Annotated in this window: 26 protein-coding genes and 2 pseudogenes; 16 read left to right on the top strand and 12 right to left on the bottom strand. The window is 70.3% G+C overall.

Going from position 1 to position 20,661, the window contains the following annotated elements:
- Positions 1-89 precede the first annotated feature (89 nt).
- The 8 genes from BMY61_RS31540 to BMY61_RS31505 all read left to right on the top strand — a co-directional run bounded on the left by BMY61_RS31540 (position 90) and on the right by BMY61_RS31505 (position 5,151).
- Positions 90-890: a hypothetical protein gene (locus BMY61_RS31540; RefSeq protein WP_082014971.1), complete on the top strand. Its 801-nt coding sequence runs from the start codon at positions 90-92 to the stop codon at positions 888-890.
- A gap of 6 nt (positions 891-896) precedes the next feature.
- Positions 897-1,613, top strand: coding sequence for a class F sortase (locus BMY61_RS31535; RefSeq protein ID WP_052438642.1), 717 nt, complete (start codon positions 897-899; stop codon positions 1,611-1,613).
- Positions 1,614-1,639: 26 nt separating this feature from the next.
- Entirely contained in the window at positions 1,640-2,281 is a 642-nt protein-coding gene (locus tag BMY61_RS31530; protein WP_143094618.1) for a hypothetical protein, read from the top strand.
- A 50-nt stretch (positions 2,282-2,331) separates the two neighbouring features.
- Positions 2,332-2,751, top strand: a complete 420-nt coding sequence (locus BMY61_RS31525) for a cupredoxin domain-containing protein (protein WP_075004139.1) — start codon at positions 2,332-2,334, stop codon at positions 2,749-2,751.
- A gap of 10 nt (positions 2,752-2,761) precedes the next feature.
- The gene (locus BMY61_RS31520; RefSeq protein ID WP_042446910.1) at positions 2,762-3,232 is read left to right on the top strand and encodes a hypothetical protein; all 471 of its coding nucleotides are present in this window, start codon (positions 2,762-2,764) and stop codon (positions 3,230-3,232) included.
- 14 nt (positions 3,233-3,246) lie between these two features.
- Complete coding sequence (locus tag BMY61_RS31515; RefSeq protein WP_042446911.1) at positions 3,247-4,299, top strand: hypothetical protein; 1,053 nt, start codon at positions 3,247-3,249, stop codon at positions 4,297-4,299.
- Positions 4,296-4,592, top strand: coding sequence for a putative quinol monooxygenase (locus BMY61_RS31510; RefSeq protein ID WP_042446912.1), 297 nt, complete (start codon positions 4,296-4,298; stop codon positions 4,590-4,592). Before BMY61_RS31515 ends, BMY61_RS31510 begins: the two co-directional genes overlap by 4 nt.
- Before the next feature lie 142 nt (positions 4,593-4,734).
- On the top strand, positions 4,735-5,151 hold the full coding sequence (locus BMY61_RS31505; protein WP_082014972.1) for an SsgA family sporulation/cell division regulator: 417 nt from the start codon (positions 4,735-4,737) through the stop codon (positions 5,149-5,151).
- Between the two features lie 354 nt (positions 5,152-5,505).
- On the opposite strand, the gene BMY61_RS31500 is transcribed toward BMY61_RS31505, so the two are convergent.
- The 4 genes from BMY61_RS31500 to BMY61_RS31480 all read right to left on the bottom strand — a co-directional run bounded on the left by BMY61_RS31500 (position 5,506) and on the right by BMY61_RS31480 (position 8,603).
- Positions 5,506-5,901: a cupredoxin domain-containing protein gene (locus BMY61_RS31500; protein WP_082014973.1), complete on the bottom strand. Its 396-nt coding sequence runs from the start codon at positions 5,899-5,901 to the stop codon at positions 5,506-5,508.
- A 137-nt stretch (positions 5,902-6,038) separates the two neighbouring features.
- Positions 6,039-6,230 (bottom strand): hypothetical protein, encoded by a 192-nt coding sequence (locus BMY61_RS31495; RefSeq protein ID WP_042446916.1) that lies wholly within the window; start codon positions 6,228-6,230, stop codon positions 6,039-6,041.
- A 357-nt stretch (positions 6,231-6,587) separates the two neighbouring features.
- Positions 6,588-7,046 carry a class I SAM-dependent methyltransferase gene (locus BMY61_RS31490; RefSeq protein ID WP_052438644.1) on the bottom strand — a complete coding sequence of 153 codons (459 nt, stop codon included), beginning with the start codon at positions 7,044-7,046 and terminating at the stop codon, positions 6,588-6,590.
- A 561-nt stretch (positions 7,047-7,607) separates the two neighbouring features.
- Positions 7,608-8,603, bottom strand: a complete 996-nt coding sequence (locus BMY61_RS31480; protein WP_042446920.1) for an acyl-CoA desaturase — start codon at positions 8,601-8,603, stop codon at positions 7,608-7,610.
- Between the two features lie 431 nt (positions 8,604-9,034).
- Between BMY61_RS31480 and BMY61_RS31475 the strand changes: the two genes are divergently transcribed.
- Positions 9,035-9,400: an SsgA family sporulation/cell division regulator gene (locus BMY61_RS31475; RefSeq protein WP_177240400.1), complete on the top strand. Its 366-nt coding sequence runs from the start codon at positions 9,035-9,037 to the stop codon at positions 9,398-9,400.
- An 86-nt stretch (positions 9,401-9,486) separates the two neighbouring features.
- On the opposite strand, the gene BMY61_RS45405 is transcribed toward BMY61_RS31475, so the two are convergent.
- From BMY61_RS45405 to BMY61_RS31455, 4 genes are all read right to left on the bottom strand, one after another.
- Positions 9,487-9,846, bottom strand: coding sequence for a hypothetical protein (locus BMY61_RS45405; RefSeq protein ID WP_143094617.1), 360 nt, complete (start codon positions 9,844-9,846; stop codon positions 9,487-9,489).
- A gap of 103 nt (positions 9,847-9,949) precedes the next feature.
- Positions 9,950-10,300, bottom strand: coding sequence for a hypothetical protein (locus BMY61_RS31465; protein ID WP_177240399.1), 351 nt, complete (start codon positions 10,298-10,300; stop codon positions 9,950-9,952).
- Between the two features lie 516 nt (positions 10,301-10,816).
- On the bottom strand, positions 10,817-11,851 hold the full coding sequence (locus tag BMY61_RS31460) for a 1-acyl-sn-glycerol-3-phosphate acyltransferase (protein ID WP_177240398.1): 1,035 nt from the start codon (positions 11,849-11,851) through the stop codon (positions 10,817-10,819).
- Positions 11,852-11,869: 18 nt separating this feature from the next.
- Positions 11,870-12,739 carry a patatin-like phospholipase family protein gene (locus BMY61_RS31455; protein ID WP_236655989.1) on the bottom strand — a complete coding sequence of 290 codons (870 nt, stop codon included), beginning with the start codon at positions 12,737-12,739 and terminating at the stop codon, positions 11,870-11,872.
- Between the two features lie 193 nt (positions 12,740-12,932).
- Here BMY61_RS31455 and BMY61_RS31450 point away from each other — a divergent pair, with 193 nt between their 5' ends.
- The 5 genes from BMY61_RS31450 (at position 12,933) to BMY61_RS31425 (ending at position 17,127) form a co-directional block, all read left to right on the top strand.
- Positions 12,933-13,154: a protease inhibitor I9 family protein gene (locus BMY61_RS31450; RefSeq protein ID WP_042446931.1), complete on the top strand. Its 222-nt coding sequence runs from the start codon at positions 12,933-12,935 to the stop codon at positions 13,152-13,154.
- Between the two features lie 203 nt (positions 13,155-13,357).
- Complete coding sequence (locus tag BMY61_RS31445) at positions 13,358-13,717, top strand: hypothetical protein (protein WP_143094616.1); 360 nt, start codon at positions 13,358-13,360, stop codon at positions 13,715-13,717.
- A gap of 785 nt (positions 13,718-14,502) precedes the next feature.
- Complete coding sequence (locus BMY61_RS31440) at positions 14,503-15,237, top strand: class I SAM-dependent methyltransferase (protein WP_042446935.1); 735 nt, start codon at positions 14,503-14,505, stop codon at positions 15,235-15,237.
- Between the two features lie 885 nt (positions 15,238-16,122).
- Positions 16,123-16,515, top strand: coding sequence for a zinc-binding dehydrogenase (locus tag BMY61_RS31430; protein WP_052438645.1), 393 nt, complete (start codon positions 16,123-16,125; stop codon positions 16,513-16,515).
- Positions 16,516-16,758: 243 nt separating this feature from the next.
- Positions 16,759-17,127 (top strand): low affinity iron permease family protein, encoded by a 369-nt coding sequence (locus BMY61_RS31425; protein WP_042447096.1) that lies wholly within the window; start codon positions 16,759-16,761, stop codon positions 17,125-17,127.
- 602 nt (positions 17,128-17,729) lie between these two features.
- On the opposite strand, the gene BMY61_RS31420 is transcribed toward BMY61_RS31425, so the two are convergent.
- The 3 genes from BMY61_RS31420 to BMY61_RS47990 form a co-directional block, all read right to left on the bottom strand.
- Complete coding sequence (locus BMY61_RS31420; protein WP_052438646.1) at positions 17,730-18,188, bottom strand: ATP-binding protein; 459 nt, start codon at positions 18,186-18,188, stop codon at positions 17,730-17,732.
- The gene (locus BMY61_RS46610) at positions 18,185-18,637 is read right to left on the bottom strand and encodes an STAS domain-containing protein (RefSeq protein WP_052438647.1); all 453 of its coding nucleotides are present in this window, start codon (positions 18,635-18,637) and stop codon (positions 18,185-18,187) included. Before BMY61_RS46610 ends, BMY61_RS31420 begins: the two co-directional genes overlap by 4 nt.
- 375 nt (positions 18,638-19,012) lie before the next feature.
- Positions 19,013-19,192 (bottom strand): hypothetical protein, encoded by a 180-nt coding sequence (locus tag BMY61_RS47990; protein WP_042446939.1) that lies wholly within the window; start codon positions 19,190-19,192, stop codon positions 19,013-19,015.
- An 87-nt stretch (positions 19,193-19,279) separates the two neighbouring features.
- Between BMY61_RS47990 and BMY61_RS44395 the strand changes: the two genes are divergently transcribed.
- Positions 19,280-20,073 (top strand): IS5 family transposase gene (locus BMY61_RS44395; RefSeq protein ID WP_143094636.1). Its coding sequence is split into 2 segments (ribosomal slippage): positions 19,280-19,628 and positions 19,628-20,073, totalling 795 coding nucleotides; the frame shifts between segments, so codons are not numbered across the junction.
- Between the two features lie 124 nt (positions 20,074-20,197).
- Positions 20,198-20,410, top strand: a pseudogene (locus BMY61_RS31395) (transposase); the annotation flags it as partial.
- A 6-nt stretch (positions 20,411-20,416) separates the two neighbouring features.
- On the opposite strand, the pseudogene BMY61_RS31390 reads toward BMY61_RS31395, so the two are convergent.
- Positions 20,417-20,661: pseudogene (locus tag BMY61_RS31390) on the bottom strand (SUKH-4 family immunity protein); the annotation flags it as partial.

The raw sequence follows: 20,661 nt of genomic DNA, 5'->3' as shown, positions 1-20,661 counted from the left end.
CACCGGAACCGGCACGTGGAGCCCTGGGTGCAGCGCTTCCCGAGGAGTCATCGAAATCCGAGTACCACCGTGCAGTTCAGGAGAGCGCAATGACGCACATGAAGAGGACGACGGCCAAGGTGCTGGCCATGGCGGCCCCGGTGGCGCTGCTCGCGTTGCCGCTGACCGCCTTCAGCGCCTCGGCCGCGAGCGCGCAGTCGAGCGGCAGCACCACCTACATGGCGACGCTGAACCCGCTCAACCACGCCAGCGGCTCGGGCATGCTGATGCTCCAGCTCAACGGCTCCCAGGCCGTCATCACGGAGGACGTCAACGGCCTGGCCGCGACGTTCATGAACGCGCCGTACCCGCACGTGCAGCACATCCACATCAACGGGATGGGCACGTGCCCGACCACCTCCGCGGACACGAACGGCGACGGCGTCATCAGCACCACCGAGGGCGGCCCGGCCTACGGGGCGATCGGCACCACGCTGAGCGTGAGCGGCGACACCAGCCCGGCGGCCGGCACCGACGTCAAGACCGCGCCGTCCGGCGGGAGCTTCCACTACTCCCGGACCATCACCCTCGACGCGGCGACCGTGGCATCGATCAAGGCCGGCAAGGCTGTCATCGTGGTCCACGGACTGGACCCGACGACGCTGAGTGCCAAGGCCCAGGCCGAGCCCAGCGACCTGGTGCCCTCACTTCCGCTGGCGGCGACCTCCCCCGCGCTGTGCGGGCCGCTGGCCGTCTCCCAGATGGCCATGGTTCCCGGTGGTGGAGTGAACACCGGCGGCGGTGGGACCTCCGGGGTCCACGACATCGGCCTGTACGCGGCCGGTGCGGGCCTGGCAGCCGCCGCGGGTGGCGCCCTGGTCCTGCGCCGACGGATCACCGTCGAGAAGTAGACGCTCATGTCCTGGTTGACACGACTGTCGGGTCGTGGCCGCCGGCGCCTGCTGGCGTCGGCGGCCACCGCCCTGCTGCTCGCAGCCGGAGGGACACTGGCCGCGGGGATCTCCGGTCAGCAGCACGCGCCCAGGCCACCCGCCTCGGCCGCGCTGCCGAGCAGCAACCCGCCGAACCTGCCCCCGGCCGCCACGCCCGCCCGCGCACCGGGCCCGATCGGCGGCCCGTCCGCCGTTCCACCCCTGCCGGCGATCCGCGCAGTGACGCCGACCGCGATCAGCATTCCGGCGATCGGCGTCCACCACGCCCTGCTGAGCCTGGGTCAGAACTCCGACGGCACCCTGCAGGTACCGCCGCTCTCCGACGTCTCCGCGCCGGGCTGGGACCGCGACTCGCCGGTCCCCGGCCAGGTCGGGCCGGCGGTGGTGGTGGGCCACATCGACGGGACCACCGGAGCGGAAGGCGTCTTCTACTCCCTGGGCGCGCTGCGCCCAGGTGACACCGTCTCCATCACCCGCAGCGACGGCACCGTGGCGGTGTTCCGGATCGACGGCGTCAACGTCTACGCCAAGGACGCCTTCCCCACCCTGACGGTCTACGGCAACACCACCGACCCCCAGCTCCGGCTGATCACCTGCGGCGGGCGGTTCGACCACGCCACCCAGCACTACCTGGACAACACCGTCGCCTTCGCGACGCTCACCGGCATCCACCGGGGCTGACCGCGCCGACACACGAGGAGGAGACGATGCGCACCCGACAACGGACCGTCAGCGCGCCCCCGGCAAAGGGCGGACGACGAGGCGCCCGCACCTACGGGCTCGCGGCCACCGCGGCGGTGGCCGCACTGGCAGCAGGATGTGCGGGCACGGCCCACACCTCCGCAAGCCCGGCCCGCCCGCCGGCGTCCCTGAGTGCGTCCATGCCGACGGGGATGCGAATGCCCGCTGGGCAGGCGGCCGGGCCGTCGGCGTCCGCGCTGATGGTGTGCTCACCGGAGATCCGCAAGGACGTCACGAACATCCTCGCCCCGTCGAGAGCGCCCACCACGACCACCACATGGACCGGCCACCTCTTCACCTGCACGTACCACCTGCCGACCGGCCGGCTGGTGCTGTCGGTGGAGGAGTCACCGGACACCGCGACCGCGACCGCCTACTTCGACGCGCTGCGCACCCACCTCGGCCACACCACAGCGCTGACCGCCGCCCAGGCTCTGGGCAACCCCGGGTACGAGTCCGCCGACGGCACGGTCGTCGTCCTCAAGGACGGCAAGACCCTTCGGGTCGACGCCACCGCTCTGCCGGCCGCGTCCGGACCACACCAGCTCTCCCGAGCCGACCTGGCCTACGAGGTCGCCAGCGACATCCTCGGCTGCTGGAACGAGTAGCCCCGGACCCCGACCACGCTCACGTTCACGTTCACGTCAAGGGACATGACATGCCAAGAGTTCCTCTCAAGGTCGCGCTCCCCGCGGCCGTACTGATCCTGGCCGCGGGAGGCTGCTCCTCCGCGGCCGTCCAGTCCACCCCGACCCCGGCCACTCCCCCGAGCACCCCGAGCGCTCCCAGCAGCCCGGGTCCCCCCAGTGCGCGGCCCAGCGCCGCGACGGCGCAGATCGTGATCGACAACTTCGCCTTCAGCCCGGCGAACCTCACCGTGCACGCCGGGGAGAGCATCACCGTGGTCAACCACGACTCCACCACGCACACCCTCACCGCGCGCCCCGGCAGTGCCTTCGACACCGGACCCGTCAACCCCGGCCAGTCGGCCACGTTCACCGCACCTGCCACCCCCGGCACCTATCCCTACGTCTGCACCATCCACGCGTCCATGCACGGCACACTGACGGTCCACTAGGGAGCCCCTCATGACCGCCCTGCGCATGCTCCTGCGAGGTGCCGCGGCGGCGGGCCTCGCGGTCGACGCCTACGTCCACCTGAAACTGGCCCACCAGTACTCCGCCGTCGCCTCCGCCACCATCAGCGAAGGCACCCTGTTCCGTGTCGAAGGCGTCGCCGCCGTCATCGCGGCGCTGCTCGTGCTGTTCTGGCGACACCGGTTCGGCGACGGTTTCGCCTGGCTGACGGCCGCCGCCGGGCTCGCAGCGATCCTGTTCTACCGCTACAGCGACCCCGGCGCGCTCGGCCCGCTGCCCGACATGTACGAGCCGATCTGGTTCACCGACAAGGTCCTCGCCCTGCTGGGCCAGGCCGTCGCACTGGCGGCGCTGACCCCGTTGATCGTCGGACGACCCCGACGGAACGCCGGCCGTCGCACCCCCCACGATCCCGAAGAGGCAACTGGCAACCCATCCGTCCATGATCGCCCCGGTGCATGACCCCAGCAGCGTGCATGCTCCCCGACACCGCCGCGCCCGCGCACCACCCGGCCCCGGAGGCCGCCATGACCGTCACCCGCCGACACATCCAGATCGCCCTGGGAGTGCTCTGGCTCCTGGACGGAGCCCTGCAACTGCAGTCGTACATGTTCACCAGCGGCTTCGCCCACCAGATCATCGACCCCGCCGCCGCCGGCCAGCCCGTCGGCGTCGCCGCGCCCGTCCACTGGGCAGCGCACCTGATCGCGGCCGCACCCGTGCTGACGAACACGGTGTTCGCACTCGGCCAACTCGCGCTCGGAGCCGGACTCCTCTGGGCGCGCACCGCGCGCTGGGCGCTCGCCGCCTCCATCGCCTGGGCCCTTTCGGTATGGCTCCTGGGCGAGGGGCTGGGCGGCCTCGCCGGCGGTCACACCCTCCTGCTGACCGGCGCGCCAGGAGCCGTGCTCCTGTACGCCATGGCCGCTGTCCTGGCCTGGCCGCAGCCGGCTTCCGGCGCGGTCGACGCCGGCCATCGGTGGCGCGCCGACACCCCGCCCTCCGCCTGGGCGGCGCCGGTCTGGGCCCTGCTGTGGAGCGCAGGCGCGATCCTCCAGGTCCTGCCAGGCAACGGCGCAGTGCCGGCCATCGCTTCGTCTGCCGACTCCGCACCGCAACCGCTGGCGACCCTGGACCGCGCACTCGCCTCGGCCCTGGCCACTCACAGCGCCGTGACGACCGTCGCGCTGGCCCTGGTCATGGCGGCCGTCGGCCTGGGAGTCCTGGCCGCGCGGCCCTGGCGCAGGATCGCCGCGTACACCGGGGTCGTCCTCGCCCTGTTGTTCTGGTTGTTGGGGCAAGGCGCCGGGCTCCTCACCAGCGGCCGTTCCACCGACCCCAACACCGGGCCGCTGCTCGTGCTCCTGGCCGTCGCCGTGCTCGGCTCCCGCACGCCGGGACTCCCGTTGCGCTCTTCCGGGATGACCGGTCTGCGCCTGGGCGGGTCAACCGCGTCCGTTCCCAGGGGCGACCTATCGTCGACTCGTCGCAAGCAAGCGTCAGCACCATCGACGAAGGATCCGCAATGACTGCACACCTTGGCCTGTTGGCCCGCATCGAGGCCAAGCCCGAGCACGCCGACGATGTCGAGCAGATGCTCACCCAGGCCGTCCAGCTGGCCCGCGCGGAGAGCGGAACCCTCACCTGGTACGCCTTCAAACTCGGACCTGCCTTGTTCGGCGTGTTCGACACGTTCGCCGACGAGGAGGGTCGCGAGGCCCACCTGAAGGGCCGCATCGCCGCGGCCCTCGGCGAAGCCGCCCCCACGATGCTCGCCACGCCCCCGCAGATCGACCGCGTCGACGTCCTCGCCGTCAAGTAGCCGACCTGGCCACGGGGACGGGGACGTTACACGGGATCAGCTGCCTGGCGGCACGGTTCTCCACCCGTCCGCCGACACCGCTGCTTCGAATCGCACCTTGACGGGGCGTCGTCGGCGCGCCCGGGTGGAGCGAGGAGCGCGCATGACAGACGGGCAGGGCGTCGTCAGGAGGATGACCGGACTGGTCCTGGCGGAGGGCTGCGCTCCGGCGCGGATCGAGTGCGGCTTCGACCCGTCGGACCCTTTCGCCGTCACCGTGGCCGTCGCCGTGGGCTCCATCGGCACGCCACGACCGCCCGTGACCTGGGTGATCGCGCGCGAACTGGTCGTCGGGGGTCTGGATCACCGGGTGGGCGAGGGCGATGTCCAGGTCCGTCCGCTCTCGCCCGAATGGACCCTGATCGAGCTCGGCTGCCCGGACCGGTCCGCGATCGTACTCGTGGCGACGGAGGACCTCCGCGACTTCGTCGCGGCCACGTTCGACGTCGTCGCCGAGGGCGCCGAGAGCGCCTGGTTGGACTGGGACGCCGTGCTCCGGCAGCTTTCGGCCGACACCTGACGGGGCCGACGACGGCCCCGGCGGCTTGGGCCGTCCCGACTTGCCGGCGGCCCCGGACATGCCTGTGGCCCCGGACTTGGCGGGCTGGACGTCCCGAGGCTCACGTCGAGTGCGTACGCCCGGGGTCCTTGACCACGTCCCCTCTGCTCGCGCCGATGACGTCAGGTCAGGCTCCTGTGCAGCCCGACCCTTGTCTCACCACGCCTCGGCCGGACGCGCACGGACGGGGACGTGCCGGCCACCCGATCGCCCACGCGAAGCGGTCGCCCACCTTGGGCCGCCGCACCAGGAGCAGCAGTGCCGAGACCGCCCCGGCTCCTGCTGCGAGGCGGACCAGCGGACCCCGCGGTGCGTTCACTGCCGGACCGTCAGGGTGCCGTGCATGAACGGGTGGATGGTGCAGATGTAGGGGTAGCTGCCGGGGGTGGTGGGCGCGGTGAAGGTGCCGCTCGCCCCGGCGGCGATCTTTCCGGTGTCGAAGCCGTGCGCCCCGGTCGCGGTCAGGGTGTGCGCGGTCGAGTCGTGGTTGGTCACGGTGACCAGCTGTCCTGGCGCGACGGTCAGATCGGCGGGCTGGTATGCGAAATTCGCGATCACGATCCGGGCCTGTCCGGACGGGGCCGCGGATGTCACGGACGCCGCGGACGCGGGGGCGGACACGGAGGTCGAGGCACTGGAGCAGCCCGCCGAGGCGGCGGCAAGCAGCGCGGCGACGAGGGCGACTGTCAGGCGGGTGCGTGAACGGGGCATCGGACGCTGCCTCTCGCCGAGAGTGGTGGCCAGGGATGGGAAATGAGCGTGGCGGGCTGCCGGCGCTCCCAGGACAGCAGCCCGCCGGGTCGGGCCGGTCCCGTTCCCAGGGTGACCGGCCCAGCTCTGATGGTGCCTCAGACGGTCAGCAGGCTCGGGGAGGCCGCCTTGTCGACACCCAGGAAATCGTCCGGGACCGGGTACTGCCCCAGGACGTAGTTCAGGATCGCCGCGTGCATGGCCTCGACCGGTGCGATCGTGGCGGCGGTGGCGATGCCATCCAGGACCAGTTGATCATCGCCACGGGTCCGGACATCGCCGTATTCCACCCGTACAGACCTGAAACTGCGGCATTCAAGTCACACTGGCCCGCCCGCCATCCTCTGTTCACCGGGTCTCCCTGTGGGGAGCGGGCGAGCGCGCGCGACACCGGCCTGTGACCTCGGGCTCAGGTCGCCAAGCCGCACTCGACGCCGAGCGCTACCTCTCCGCCGAGGCTGACGTGGCGCTGGTCACCGAGCCCGCAGGAGCCACTGCGTAGCCCGACGCGACGCTGCGCCGAACTCCGCTTCCTGCGCGGCGAATGCGAAAGCCCGGGCCGCAAAGGCTCGGGGCTTCGCGCTCGGGCCCATGACCGCTCTGCCCACCGGAGCCGTCTCGGCGCCCGGGCCCGTATCAGAGCCTCTTCATCCCCCGGCGCGGCTCAGGATCCAGACGCCATAGGTGTCGTTCGCGGGGTGCAGTTCGTAACTGCCCGCCCGCAGGTCGACGCGCAGGCCGACGGAGGCCACGTCCGCCTCGAACTCCGCCGCCGTGTAGACGCGGGCGTGCGGCGGCGGGTCCTGGAGGTGGAAGCCGACCAGGATGCGACCGCGCTCACCGAGCACGTCGCGCATCGCCGCCAGCGCCGTCCGCTCCGTACCCTCGGCCAGGTAGACGATCACGTTGCCGACGCAGACGACCAGGTCGAATGGACCGTCATCCGGACTGAGATCGAGGATGTTCCGCTCCTCGATGGGCAGTCCGGGGTACGTCTCCCGGGCCTGCTCGACCAGCGCCCCGTCAGGCTCGATCGCGACCACGTCGTGCTCACGCTGCACGAGCGCCGCGGCCACCCGGCCCATGCCCGCGCCGGCGTCGAGCACCCGGGCGCCACGGGGCAGGAGCGTGTCCGCGAGCCGGGCCTCGCCGTCGACATCCTTGCCAGCCTGGTAGTGACTCTTTCAGGTCGAGCGGACGGTGCCCCGGCCGGCGGGGTGGTCTGGGACCCGTCGCCGCCCCACGACCCAGCACTGCTGTTCGCGCGGAGAGCGAGCCCTGCGCTGGGTGTCCTCACGGTGGAACGCACGAATCGCCTTGCTCGCGCAGGACTTGGTTGGCGAGTCCTATCAGTTGGCTGAGTGGGCATCCGGAGTCAGCCGCCAGGGACGGCGCCCTATGCCAGGTCTCGACGAATACCTGCTCGGTTGCCTTCCGGGCGTCACCGTCGTTCCCGCAGGCGGCGAGAGCCGCGCGCCAGATGCCGGGAGCGAGCATGTCGTACAGCGCCGAGAACGCCGTGGCGTCCCCTTGGGCTGTCCTGTTGAGCAGGTCGCTGACCTTCTCGACGAAGTTCGTGGAGGAAGCGGATCTGCGGTGCCGGCTGGTTAGGCACTCAGCCTCCGCACCCGGGGCGCGTCGGGCACTCGTAACGACGTTCAGGGGGTTCACTTGCGGCGGCCTTCCAGGCGAGTTGGGTTCGCCCAGCGCACGTCGGTGGCCAGGCCAGCCCGTTGCAGCAGGCGGATGACAACTGCGCTCAGATCGATCTGTCCGCGGTCCACGCCGTGGCGGGCACAGGTCGGGTCGGCGTGGTGAGCGTTGTGCCAGCTCTCCCCGAAAGACGGCACGGCGAGCGGCCACAGGTTGGTGGCGCGGTCGTGGCGGCGGGTCCGGAACGGGCGCTCACCGATCATGTGACACAGGGAGTTGACGCTCCAGGTGACGTGGTGGAGCACCGCGACCCGGATCAAGCCCGCCCACAGCAGGGCCGCGATGGCGCTGCGGAGAGTCCCTCCGATGGCCCATCCCAGACCGAAGGGCACGGCGAGAGACATGACGCACAGCGCGGGGAAGGCGGCGGAGACCGCGCGCATGGCGCGGTCGGCCGCGAGGTCGGGAGCGTACTTCGCGGCCGGAGTGGTGTCGCTGGTGAACAGCCAGCCGACGTGGGCGTGGGCCAAGCCGCGAAGTTGGCCCCGGAGCGTGGTTCCGTAGCGGAAGGGCGAGTGCGGGTCGCCGGGGCGGTCGGTGAAGGCGTGGTGGCGCCGGTGGGTGGCGACCCAGCTGATCACGTCGCCCTGGAACGCCATCGAGCCCGCCAGGGCGAGCACGACTTTCAGGCTGGGGGCCGGGGTGAAGCTGTGATGGGTCAGGCAGCGATGGAAACCAACAGTGATCCCCAGGCCGGTGACGGTGTAAAGCGCCACGGCGAGCGCGATGTCGACCGGACCGATCAGCTGGCCCCACAGGACCACAACCGCCAGCACCAACGCTAGGAAGGGAAAGGCCACGATCACGGCCGTGATCGCTACCTGCCCGGCCCGCGGCTGCAGTTCGACTGGAGCTGGCGTCGTGGGGAATGGCTCGCTGCCCGCATAGGTCGGCTGCGGTTGCGCTGCCGGTGACAGCGGGGCGTGTGCTGCTTGATTGGTGGTGGTCACTGGCGCTCCTGGCCGTCTCGAATTCGAAGCAGCCAGGGTCGGGGGCAGCTGCACCGTCGAGGTGACCTCACCCGTGCTTTCGGCGCAGGTCGGGCCCAAGACGATGCCTGTATGTCCAGACTAGCGCGGTGTCCCTGGGCGTCCCAGTGCGATGGCCGCGCCCTTCCGCCTGCCCGCGCAGGCCGAGCGGAGGGGCGGTGCATGGAGGCCGCGGCCCTGCGGCGGCGGCACGGACCTCAGAGTGGGCCAGCAACGAGCTGTCGTCTCATTTCGGGCTCTTCCCGGAAGGTGGTGCCGCGCCTGATGGTAGATGGCGGCTTCGCTCTGACCCATCCGGTCGGCGTCTGGCGACGAATGCCAAACAGAGATAGTCAAGGCAGGTGAGTGCAATGAAGCGCAACCACGTCAGACTGCACTGCCAGGTGACTGGTGTGCTGATCAGCACCCAATGCGGGCACGCCCAGCCGGTACGGGTCCACCTGCGGTACCGCCGAGCCGAGGCCTACGCCGTCACGCTCGAGATCGACGTCGACCGCCGCCTGCACAGGTGGCAGCTCGAACGCGAGCTCGTCACCCTCGGCCTCAGCCAACCCAGTGGCGGCCAGCTTCTTCGGATCCGACCGCTCGCCGCGGACTGGACCCTCCTCGACCTCCCCGAGGGAACCGAGGGAAGGCTCCTGTTGATTGCCAGCAGTGACCTTCGCGTCTTCCTCAGCCGTACGCTGCGGATCGTGCCCGTGGGGGACGAGGGCAATGCGATCGACTGGGACGCCGAGCTACGAGACCTCGTGCCATGACGTAACCGGCATCAGAATGAGCGGCATGACCGCGCCAACGCCGCGGTCCTTGACTGTCGAATCCCTTGGGCCCGGTGAGGCGCTGCTCAGGTCTTCGACCGTCCAGCATGCCCAGGTGAGGTTCCGTGCTGGCGCATCCACTGGAGATGGGTCTCAAACTCCGCAGCCAGGACAGCTGCCTCGGCGCGGACGCGATCCAGATCGGCCGAGGAGGCATCAGCCTGTGCCGCCCGAAACTCTGCCGTCAGCCGAAGGCGATGCCAAAGGGCATAACGCTCGACCTCCTCTTTGCTGAGCTTGCCGGTCCCGCGCCAGCGCGCGACCGCCTCGTCGGCTCCCGGCTCGCCAGCCGATGACACCGCCTGCAACCACTCCGCGACAAGACGAGCATCCGCCGGAACGTCTTGAGAGACCCGCGTGCGTTGGAACAACTCTCGCAACTTCATGCCGCCCCCAGGATGAACATCAACTCGTCGCGTCCCGGCGCCACGAAGCTTCCTCGCGACCGAGCGTCACCACAAGACCCCTCGGCGTGTCTCGAGTGAACCATCACACCCGCTGAAGCACACGACCCATCACCCCGTTCGAACCGATGATCACCTGGATCGGCACGACAACGGCAACGGCCACTTTGCCCTCACTCTGCGCTTGACGCTGCAGCGCCCACCCAGGCACGCGAGACAGCTTGAGATCGGTTGGCGCGCCGAGCACGGCGACACCGAGGAGGACGAGTAGCGGCCCGGTGTTGGGGTCTGTGGCGTGACCACTGGACAGGAGGCCGGCACCCTGTCCGATGACCCAGAACAGCAGGGCAAAGAACATACCGCTCAACGCAGCCGCGCTACGCCACGGCCGTGCGGCGAGGGCTCCCAGGCCTACGGCTGCCATGATCAGGGCCAAGGCTACGGTTATCGCGTTGCGTCGGGGCGCTGTCCCGAGACCTCGGGGCTGCCGGGAAACAGCGGTTTGTGTTCCGTTCCGTCGTCCCTGCTGAAGCTGTGCGGTCCTTCCACGGCGCTCCACATCCCTTCGTGCGTCGGGCAAGGCTCACAGCCCGCTTTCTCCTGTGCTGACTGTTCGCGGCTGCTATGGGGTTCGGACGGGTGCGCGCGGGCGGGAATCCGCGTTCCGGCGCCCATCCGAGTGCGGGTCATGTGGCTGTGCGGGCGCGGCGCCGACCCGCGCTACCTGCGGAGGCTGGCCGAGGTACGCCGTCGAATTCGCCGGCGGCATGGGATCTCGCCCCACCTCGTCGCGCGCTTCCGGAGCCGGTCGTCTCCGCCGTGTGGTCCTGCCCCGGGGAGATCGCGCTCGCCTACCTGGCCGCTACCTGATCCACCGTCACCGGCGGCTCGCAGGAGTACGGACGCCGGATCGCCAAGCAACTGCACACGACCGTGCCTGCGGCGCCCGTGCTCAGGCGGACAGCTGGCCGGTCCGCTCGGACTCCTCGTCAATCCAGGTGTCCACCCGGGCCCACTGCTGCTCGAGCCATTCTCCTGCCGCGGCGCGACCGGCCGGTACGGCGGTGCCGGGAACGCACCACCAGGTGGCGCTCACCGGTGCGCGCAGCGGGATTCCGCGCCAGATCCGGGACGGCGTGTCCATTGGGTCCAGTCCGGTGTGGGCGACGATGACGACGTCCATCCCTGCGGCGGCCCCGCCCAGCAGCGCCAACGGCCCGTCCCACCTCGGTGGGAGCACGTGCGGGCGCTGCTGGGCCAGGCTGGCTCGGCGCGCTTTGCCGTGGCGGCGCAGCCAGGAGATCGAGCGGGCGCGCCGCTGCTGGGTGAAGTTGCCGCCCTCGGGAAAGATCACCGCAGCCTCGCCCGGGACAAGCGCTGCTGCGAGGTTGGCGATGGCGTCCGTTGTTGTTTCCGGAGCGGGTGAAGGGACGAAGACGTGCGGCGTGCGGCCGATGAGCATGTCCAGGCATGGATCCCAGCGCAGGGACCGCTTGAGCACCACGGCGGGGTGCACCTGAGCCTCGCACAGCAGCGCGTGGAGCAGCAGGAACGAGTCGCCGGGTCCGGCGTGCCGGGCAAATACCAGCAGCGGTGCCGCCGCCCGTCCCATCTGTGGAACGGGCGGCCTGACCCGTAGGTTTAGTTCGAAGATCCGTTCAGCTGCCCGATACAGCCGGTCCAGCAGCCGGGCCAGCAGCTCGTAGCTGTGCTCCCCCAGCCGCTGGCTCTTCGACTGTCCGGGGTCGGGCCGCAGAACACAGTGCGCCCAGAACCAGAAGGCCGCCACGACGCCCGCCAGGTCCACGCAGGCGTACACCAGAAGGAACGTGGTGATGCGCAGCAGGCGCCAAGGCTGTCGCGCGAGCGCGGTCAGTGGTGCGGTCACCAGTGCGAGGAGCACTGCGACAAGCGCGAGCGCCGCGACGACGACGGTGAGCGGCACGGAGACCAGGCGTCGGGCGCAGGTACCCAGGTGATACGCCACGTGGGTCGGCATCGTCGTTCACCGCGCCAGGCCACGGTCGGCGAGGTAGGCGGCGGATGCCTGGTATGCGCGGTCGATGCGCAACGCGGACAGCTCGAAGTCTCGGTAGCGCAGCTGCCCCACGGGACCGGCGCGCCCCAGCGTGCCACCGGTGGGAAGCAGGTGCACTTCGGCGCCGTCCGGCAGGTCCTCCATGTCCCGGGCGAAACGGTGCCTGCGGGCGATCTCGAAGGCCACCGACGCGACTTCCCAGGGCAGTCTCGGGACCGCCAGCGGCTCCTCGATCCGTCCTACCTGGAGCACGAACACGCGGCGGGCGCCCAAGGCCACGGCACGCCCGACAGGGATGCTGTTGGCGAGACCGCCATCGAGGAAGTGCTCGCCATCCAGCTGCGCCGGCGGGAACAGCCCGGGTACCGCGCACGACGCCAGCACGGCATCGACCAGCGGCCCACGGGTGAACCAGTGCTCGGCCGCGCGTTCGATGCTGGCCGCCACGCACTGGAAGCGCACGGGCAGCTCCTCGATGCGGCAGATCCCCGCGGGCAGGTTTGCCTCCAGCAGCCGACGAAGCGGTTCCGCCGAGTAAAGGTACGTGCGGCTACGCGCGGCACGGCTCATCCGGCCGATCACCGAACCGGAGAACACCCCGGCGCGACCCCACAGGTCCCCGAGCCCCGCCACCGCCCCCATAGTCGGCGATGCGGCCACCACCGCGCCGTTCACAGCACCGACCGAGGTGCCCACCACCAGGTCGGGCGCGATACCCGCTTCGAGCAGTGCCCGCAGCATCCCGACTTCACAGGCGCCCAGCGCCCCACCGCCGCCGAGGACGAACGCGCACGGGCCCGGCGTGTCGGCATCGCCCTCAGCACTGGGCGTGTCCACGTTCCGCTCCATGCTCCGCGCCTTCCCCGCGCTGGTCTTCCCATCCCCGAGCGAGGGCGTGAACGTCAGCTCGCACGTATGAATCGCGGGAGCCACTCTGGGCCTCCATGCGTTTGGGTACCCGCCCGGCGGTCAGACGCGATTCGTACGGCGGCGCCGTCGGCCGCCCTGCGATTCGAGAGGAAGCCGCATCATGGCTCGTAGCTACACCGTGGTCCTCAACACCACTGACGTGGATGCGGCGAAACGGCTCACCGACCACGTCCGCGCGAAGGGCGGCGCGGTGACCAGCCGCTATGACATCGGCAGCATCCCGGCGTTCGCTGCCGAACTTCCCCCGGATGTGCTCGCCGCCGTCGAAGCCGATGGCGACGTGGACTACGTCGAGGCGAATCCGCCGGACCGGACGGGGTGAACCGCTCAGGGGTGCCCGGACAGAACGCCCCAGCTGAGTGGCAGCCTGCCTGCTTGTGCCTCACCGCGCCGGGACGGCGGGTGGGGGCGTCCCTCATGGGAGCCGGTGTGTCCCCATGGCAAGAAGGCCAAGCGAGGGCCCGGTCCCCCTACAGTGACGGGATCACCCGAGCCTGCCCAGGGGCCAGGGAAGGGACCGCAGTGGTGTTCAGCATCGCCCGCGACGCGTGCGCAATCGTCGTGGTCACCGTTCACGGCCCTCTCACCGTGGACAACCGCCCGGTGCTGTGCCGCGCCGTCGACGACGAGCTGCGCCTTCATGCGGCGCGCGTCGTGGTGGACTTCGGCGATGGCGAGCTGGGGCCGGTGGACGTGAGCACCGCCTTGCGGATCGAGCGGATGTGCCGCGGTCGCGCGACGGCTTGTGCGCTGGTGACCGGGGACCGGGACCGGCTGCGCCAGGCCTTGGCCGACAACGCCGCCGACGGATATGGGCCAGTCATCGCCACCAACCTCGCCGCGGCGCTGGCCCCCGCACGCGCCGCCGGCTTACCGCCAACGTGACAAACCGCACGGCGCCGGGTCCCGGGGCCCCGCCCCGGCCCCGCCGGGATCCGCGACATCCTCGGGATCCTCGTCCCTCTCCGACTCCCAGGTCCACGTCCCGAACGGGCCTGACAGTCCGGGCGCGGTCGCTCCAGGACAGCGCAGCTCTTGGTCCGGTGGACCGGCAGGTGGATCACGTCACGATCTCCGATGCTGACGGGGCGGCACTGCAGCGTGCCAGGGAAGGACATGTACGATCCGAGGCGGTCGGCCCGTGGAGCCTCCGGACAGACCGCGGGGCCTGCCCAGCATCTTCCCGTTCACGATCACTGGCCGGCCACCGACGCGCCCGCAGAGGCCGTCCACGTCCAGTTCCCTCCCGAGGCCCGACCATGATCACCTGCGGGGCGTGCAGACAAGCCGTAACGTCGAGGTGCCGGACGGCAGGAGGTGAGTGTGATGGCGGCCGTGATGCCCGATGCCGGCCCGATCCTGCCGGACTCCAACGAGTGGCCCACCTCCTTGCGGCAGGGCGCTGGCCCAGATCGTCCACACCCTGGCCGGGCCGTAGGCAGGTGTTTTCCAGGGCGCGCCACATCTCGGCCAGGTCCCGGTCGGCCCCAGAGACTGCCAGAACAATCGGCCTCGCAACGCGGTCCTGCTCGCTGGCTTCGGCGAGCACCCAAAGCGCAACCGGCGCCCGGACATCCACCTGGGCAGCCGTCAAGTGTCCACCAGCCTGGACAGCAGTGCCAGCGCCGACCCGAATCGCTTGACGCCCCGATCCGTGGTCGGGCGGCATCATGAGTGACGCCTCGGATGCCGGCTACAGCGTCTCGGTCGAGTTCTACGACATCCTCCAGGCCGAGACCGATCGCCGCCAGGCCGAGCGGCGCTTCGCAGAGGCTGCGCGCCGCGCCCGGCACGCCGTCCTCGATATCGGCGCCGGTACCGGCATCATCACCGAGGTTCTGCTCACCGCCTCCGCCGCGCCCGTGCACGCTGTCGAACCCGCGGCTGCGATGCGCTCCGCGCTGCTGACCCGAATCGCCTCCCTCAGCGCCGACCAGCGCGCTCGCCTCACCGTTCACCCCGAACCTGTCGAGACGGCGGACCTTCACGAGATCGCGGACCTGGCCGTCGCCTCGAACATCGTCGGCTGCCTCGACCCTGCCACCCGCCGCGCGGCCTGGCGGGCCGTTCGTCAAGCGCTTCTGCCCGGAGGACTGTTGCTGTTCGACCCGCCGCCGACCGACCTGCCGACCGAACGCGAGACGGTGACCCGTCTCGGGCCAGTCCGCGTCGGACCCGACCTCTACACCGCCGAGATCACCCGGGAACCCGACCAAGGGATCATTCGCACCGTCTTCACCTACCGCGTTGAACGCGACGGGCACACGCTGCGCCAGGAACGCGAGGCCTTCCACATGTGGGCCGCGAGCACAGCTCAGATCGCCGAGGAACTCGAAGAGGCAGGACTGCACAGTGTGCAAGCCCCCCACGCCGACCTCCTCGCGGCACGCAAACCGCAGGAGTAGCCGTCCGCACCACCACCCCAGCGGTCGAAAGCTCCCAGAAGGACCACACCCTCAGTCGAGCCTTGCCGAGCAGCCGTCCCGCACCAGCGGTTCCGTCGCGGAGCCATGATCGGGCGCGACCAGGCCGGAACGGCGACGTGCACTTCGCGCACCGACAGCGTCCGGGCTGTGGTGGCCGCGGGACCCGCCCACTGCACCGATCGAATGCAGGCGATTAGGTGGACTGCTGCGGGGCAGGCGCGGCTCGACCGTTTGGCGAGGAGGCACCGATGAGCGTGGGAGTTCCTCGGATCACGGAGGGCATCGCATCGATCACCCAGCCGTGCGAGCGCCACAACCCATGGCGCAGAAGCGTCGGGGGCACTCGGGAGATGGGCACCGAGTACGTCGACAGCTCCCGGACGAGCGCAGTGCCCGGCGCATCGAGGGCAGCCCGCCCCGCGGCTACGGACACCCCGCCGATGAACGAGGTCCTGGCAGCCAGCACAGGGCTGGTGAATCGCGCTCGCGACTACATGGTCACGAGCGGGCAGTGGCGCTAAGGATTCCCGGAAGGGGAACGATATGAGCAGCACTTTTGAAGACCGCGCAGGAGCGCCGGCACACATCGTGGCGCCGACCCCGGACGCTGTAAAGGAGGCCGGCCGCGGTGCCGCGCCGACGCAGTGGCTCCGCCCCGGGAACGCGCTTGCGGTCGGCGCCACCGTGTCAGTGGCCGGCTTGCTGGCCTGGCGGAGACTGCGGAGCCGGACCTGAGCCAGGTGTCGTGTCCGCGTGCCGCGGCCGGGTCAGGTCCGCATCCAGCCGTGGACGAGCGCCCCCGCAAGTCACGGTCGGCAACCTGCTCAGGCCGCTACCGGCAAGCGGTGGGAAAGCGACTTCGCGATGCAGTCGGACATCTTCCCCACCGGCTGCCACGGCACGGAGCTCACCCACGTCAGCACTGGGGACTCCGTCGCAATGTTCGGCGCCGGACCGGTCGGGCCGATGGCCGTGCACAGCGCGATCCTGCGCGGCGCCGCCCGGGTGTTCGCTCTCGACGAGGAATCCGACCGACCGCGCCTGGCCGCGGATCTCGGCGCCGCCGCGGTCGACTTCGCCGACGCGGACCCGGCTGACGTGATCGGGGAGGCCACCGGCAGGCAGGGCGTCGGCTGTGGGGTGGAGGCCGTCGGCTACCAGGCCCACGACCCTGCCGGAACAGGAGCACCCCGAGATGGTCCTGGACAAGCTCGTCGAGGTGGTCCGCTCCACGGGGCGAGGATCGTCTCGCACTAACTGCCGTTGGATCAGGCCCCACGCGCCTACGAGCACTTCGACAAGCGCACCCACGGCTGGACCACGGTCCTGCCGCACCCCGCCGCATCGTCAGGAGCCTGCCATGCTTGCTCACCCCACCAGCAACGCCGGCGCCCGGGCGCGGCCGACGCGGTCCCGTACCTCGCCTAGGGCCTGGCCTGCGCCTTCACCCCACGCAGACGGAGATCCGGTCGCCGGCGAAGCGGTGGGGGTGTGGGAGTGATGTCGTTCCAGCACCCCGCCGAGCGTGCCGACGGCGGCCACGGGCCATTCGAACGCATGGCCGAGCGTGCCTCCAACTTCACCAGCTCGCCACTGTTCTCCCTGCTGTGCCTGGCCCTGGTCGCCGCATTCCTGGCCGTCCACGCAGCCGGACTCACGCTCAGCTGGCAGCTGCTCGCCGGTGACGTGATGACCGCCGTCACCCTGGTCCTGCTGGCGCTGCTGAAGAACACCGAGCGCAGGGCCGAGCACGCCATCCAGCGCAAGCTCGACGCGATCGCCGCTGCCCTCCTAGAGCAGCGCAGCGGCCACACCGACAAGTCCGTCCAGTCCCTGGACGACGCGATCCGGATGGAGGAAGAGACCTGACGTGCCGACACTGATCGCTGGACAACGCCTCTGGCGCATCTACGTCGTAGCTGCGCCGCGTGGCTGCGTCTCTCCGCGCCGCCGGTCGGCTCGGGCACCGGATTGCCAGTTTGCGCGGCCCGACGTGCCTCCACCCCAGGTCAGCCCACCTCGGCATGCCCGGTAACGACGATGGCTTGTCGCGCAGAACGTCGGCGGCCCGGACGTCTTCGCGCGCTACTCGGCGACCCAGCGGCAACGGCCACGGCGAGCCGGCCGAGGGTGGGAGTGCCACGTTCGACGTCCTGCAGGGCCCGGAGGGGCTACGGGCCACGGACATCGTCCGGGGCCGCTGACACCACATGACCCCGCCGCAGCCCCGGCCGCCCCATGGTGGCCGGGGCTGCGCCTTGAGCCTGTCGTACGTTCAGAGTGCCGCCATATCCCGGTAGCCGCAGATGAAGACCGCACGCCGCCCCGGCGGTCGGAGCGGACCCAACGCCTGGGCACGGAGCTTGGGAAACTTCGGGTGCTCCTTGCCGTTCGGGCCCAGTCAGTCTCCGACCGCGACGTGCTGATCTGGGCAGGCTCCTCTAGCTCCAAGATCACGTGCCCCCACGGCCCTACCTCGCCTGCAGGGAATCGGCAGAGAGCTCCGCCCAGACAGCCTTGCCCGAGCGGCAGCTTACCCAGCCCCACGCAGCTGACAGGCAGTCGATGATGTGAAGGCCATGACCGCCCGTGCGTTCCGGCCGGTGCGGCCGCACCGGCCGCGGCGGCAGGGGGCTGGCGTCGGTGACGGTCAGGCGCAGCACGCCGCTTCGCGGTTCGAGGTCGATCGCGGTGGCTCCGCCGCCGTGGCGTTCGGCGTTGCTGAGCAGTTCAGCGGCGACGAGGAGCACATCGACTGCCTGCTCCTCATCACCCCCCAGCGTCTCTCTTCCCACCTGCCATTCGGACACCGCCCGGCGCACGAAGTCGATGCCTGCGGTGACGCGCTCGTGACCCTCGTGCCATTCGATGTCCGAGAAGGCGAGGTGGCGAGGCCCCGGTGAGGGCGCGGTCGCCCGCGCGTGGCTCATGGCGCTCTCCCTACGCGCCTGTGCTGCGCGTGCTCCAGGCCGCGAGGCTTCAGCTCCAGTGACGGCGGGCCGGCCGTCGCGGCCCTCCAGTCGGCATAGGTCGGGAACAGCGCGGCGGCGTCGGTGAGTTCGAGCAGCCTGCTAACGCGCGCGCTGGGCGCGACGAGCGCGAGCGTTCCTCCATGCCTCTTGCACTCTGCGCGCAGTGACAGGAGCAGCGCGAGCCCGGCGGAATCGCAGAAGTGGACACCACCCATGTCGATGCAGAGCACGGGCGGAGGCCTCGTGAGGGCGTCGTTGACCACGGTTTGGACGATTGATCGGGTGTGCAGATCGAGGTCGCCATTCAGCACGCACAAGACGGTTCCGGCGGATTCGTGGACGTCGGCCTTCAGCCGAGGCCCCGCGTGCAATCCGACAAGAGAGCCAGGGAACTCGATGTCACGCACGGAACACCTCCCCTGCAGTCTCGGTCTCGTCGTCATTCCGACCCCGACTCGCCAATGAGCTCCTCCGGGGCCGTCCGGTGGCCTTGTCCATGCCAGCCGCCTCCGATCCGTCGATGTTCGTCTTGGGGCGGATACCCCGAGGCCCGACCTGAAACGGTCTCGTGCGAAGTCGTTTCGAAGTGTGCGGCCTGGGGGCAGCGGGCCGAAGAGCCTGCGGGCAACGCCCATGACGGCATCGATCGAGGACATCCACCGGCGGGAGCGCCAGGGCCGCCGGGGGACGCGCGCCGTGCTGGTCAGCGCTGACCACCGCCTTGGTCTTTGCCGTGTCTCAGACGGCCGGCGCGCGATCCGGCTGAAGTGGAGTCTCGGCGGTCACCATCGGTACCAGCGTCGACGTCCGCCTCCTACTCCTTCTCCCGTCCGGAAGAGGAAGCCGAGGAGCCACAGGGCGAGGACCGCCAGTGCGATCCACCACAGCGCATGTACGGCGAATGCGAACCTGGCGCCGCCCAGGATCAGGGCGAGCAACAGGACAAGAATCACGACGACCATGAGCCTCCGAAGAGGAGCTAACACAAAGCGCGCCGCGTGCCATGTTCCTGCCCTTGATCCATCGTTGGTCAGGGTGTGGGCAAGGGGATGGGGCCGCCGTGGCTGGTGGCGGATGACCCGTGGGGGCGGATCGAGCCACTGCTTCCATTGCGGCAGCGGCGAAGTCGGTTCCCTGGTCGACTGCCGTTGGACGATCGCAAGTGTCTGCAGGGGATCTTGTTTGTGCTGCACACGGGGATCCAGTGGGAATGGTTACCGCAGGAGCTTGGCTTCGGCTCGGGCATGACCCGCTGGCGGCGACTGCGGGACTGGAATGCGGCCGGGGCGTGGGACCGGCTGCACCAGGTGCTGCTGACCGAGCTGCATCGCGCCGGTGACCTGGACTGGTCGCGGGCGGTGATCGACGGCTCGCACCACCAGGCCCGTCGCGGCGGCCCAAAACGGGACCGAGCCCGGTCGACCGCGCCCGACCCGGCTCGAAACACCACGTGATCACCGACGGATGCGGGACCCCGCTGGCCATCTCGCTGACCGGCGGCAACCGCCACGACGTGACCCAACTGCTCCCGCTTCTGGACTCCATCCCCCGCATCCACGGCGCCCGCGGCCGGCCACGCCACCGCTCTGACCGGGGCTACGACTTCGACAAGTACCGCTGCCTGCTGTGGAAGCGCGGGATCAAGCCGGTCATCGCAAGACGCGGAGTCCCGCACGGGTCCCGCCTCGGCTCTGTCCGGTGGGTGGTCGAGCGGACGAACGCCTGGATCCACGGCTTCCGCCGACTCCGAATCCGTTGGGACGTCCGCGACGACATCCATGAGGCCTTCCTCGAGCTGGCCTGCTGCGTCATCACCTACAGACGAGTCCGCGCTTTGTGTTAGCTCCTCTTATGGCGCGAATGGCTCCTGCGGCTGAGTCGGGGCCGGTACGGGAGGCTGACGGGCTATCAAGAGGTCCCGGTCGTTGGTACGCCCTGGCAGGACACAGCCAGTGGCCATCATCGCCTGGCTCACCGTCTTCCAGCTACCGACCTACGCCCCGGACCTGAACCCTCAGGAGGGCGTGTGGTCGCTGGTCAAACGCGACATCGGCAGCCTCGCCGCCGCGGACCTGAGCCAGATCACCCGAGCCGTGAAGCGTCGCCTCAAGAGGATCCAGTACCGACCGGATCTGGTCGACGGCTGCCTGACGGCCACGGGTCTGATACCGGGGGGCTGACGTGCTTCAGTCTTCCCAGTTCGCGTAGTCGCCCATCGCGACGTCGTCGCACAGGGTCTCCCATAGCCCGTTGTGTGCGAGCGCGGTGTCATCGAGGGTGGCGAGGAGCTCGCGAAGGTCGTCCGCTGCCTCGTCGAACCTGCCCTCCTCGCCTTCCTCGTAGAACGGGAAGCGGGCGATGGTGGCCGCGACGCACCGGTGGAAGGCTTCGAGGTCCTTGTTCACGTGATTGGCGGTCGAAGACTCGGTTG

The organism is Streptacidiphilus jiangxiensis (assembly GCF_900109465.1).
In the GTDB taxonomy this organism is placed as follows: Bacteria; Actinomycetota; Actinomycetes; order Streptomycetales; family Streptomycetaceae; genus Streptacidiphilus; species Streptacidiphilus jiangxiensis.
The sequence above is the reverse complement of the archived record's forward strand: the minus strand, read 5'-3'. Positions and strand labels throughout refer to the sequence as shown.

Bases quoted from the DNA above. Each gene is read 5' to 3' on its own strand.
- BMY61_RS31540 (WP_082014971.1), top strand. From the start codon at position 90: ATGACGCACATGAAGAGGACGACGGCCAAGGTGCTGGCCATGGCGGCC.
- BMY61_RS31535 (WP_052438642.1), top strand. From the start codon at position 897: ATGTCCTGGTTGACACGACTGTCGGGTCGTGGCCGCCGGCGCCTGCTG.
- BMY61_RS31530 (WP_143094618.1), top strand. From the start codon at position 1,640: ATGCGCACCCGACAACGGACCGTCAGCGCGCCCCCGGCAAAGGGCGGA.
- BMY61_RS31525 (WP_075004139.1), top strand. From the start codon at position 2,332: ATGCCAAGAGTTCCTCTCAAGGTCGCGCTCCCCGCGGCCGTACTGATC.
- BMY61_RS31520 (WP_042446910.1), top strand. From the start codon at position 2,762: ATGACCGCCCTGCGCATGCTCCTGCGAGGTGCCGCGGCGGCGGGCCTC.
- BMY61_RS31515 (WP_042446911.1), top strand. From the start codon at position 3,247: ATGCTCCCCGACACCGCCGCGCCCGCGCACCACCCGGCCCCGGAGGCC.
- BMY61_RS31510 (WP_042446912.1), top strand. From the start codon at position 4,296: ATGACTGCACACCTTGGCCTGTTGGCCCGCATCGAGGCCAAGCCCGAG.
- BMY61_RS31505 (WP_082014972.1), top strand. From the start codon at position 4,735: ATGACAGACGGGCAGGGCGTCGTCAGGAGGATGACCGGACTGGTCCTG.
- BMY61_RS31500 (WP_082014973.1), bottom strand. From the start codon at position 5,901: ATGCCCCGTTCACGCACCCGCCTGACAGTCGCCCTCGTCGCCGCGCTG.
- BMY61_RS45405 (WP_143094617.1), bottom strand. From the start codon at position 9,846: ATGAAGTTGCGAGAGTTGTTCCAACGCACGCGGGTCTCTCAAGACGTT.
- BMY61_RS31450 (WP_042446931.1), top strand. From the start codon at position 12,933: ATGGCTCGTAGCTACACCGTGGTCCTCAACACCACTGACGTGGATGCG.
- BMY61_RS31440 (WP_042446935.1), top strand. From the start codon at position 14,503: ATGAGTGACGCCTCGGATGCCGGCTACAGCGTCTCGGTCGAGTTCTAC.
- BMY61_RS31430 (WP_052438645.1), top strand. From the start codon at position 16,123: ATGCAGTCGGACATCTTCCCCACCGGCTGCCACGGCACGGAGCTCACC.
- BMY61_RS31425 (WP_042447096.1), top strand. From the start codon at position 16,759: ATGTCGTTCCAGCACCCCGCCGAGCGTGCCGACGGCGGCCACGGGCCA.
- BMY61_RS31420 (WP_052438646.1), bottom strand. From the start codon at position 18,188: ATGAGCCACGCGCGGGCGACCGCGCCCTCACCGGGGCCTCGCCACCTC.
- BMY61_RS47990 (WP_042446939.1), bottom strand. From the start codon at position 19,192: ATGGTCGTCGTGATTCTTGTCCTGTTGCTCGCCCTGATCCTGGGCGGC.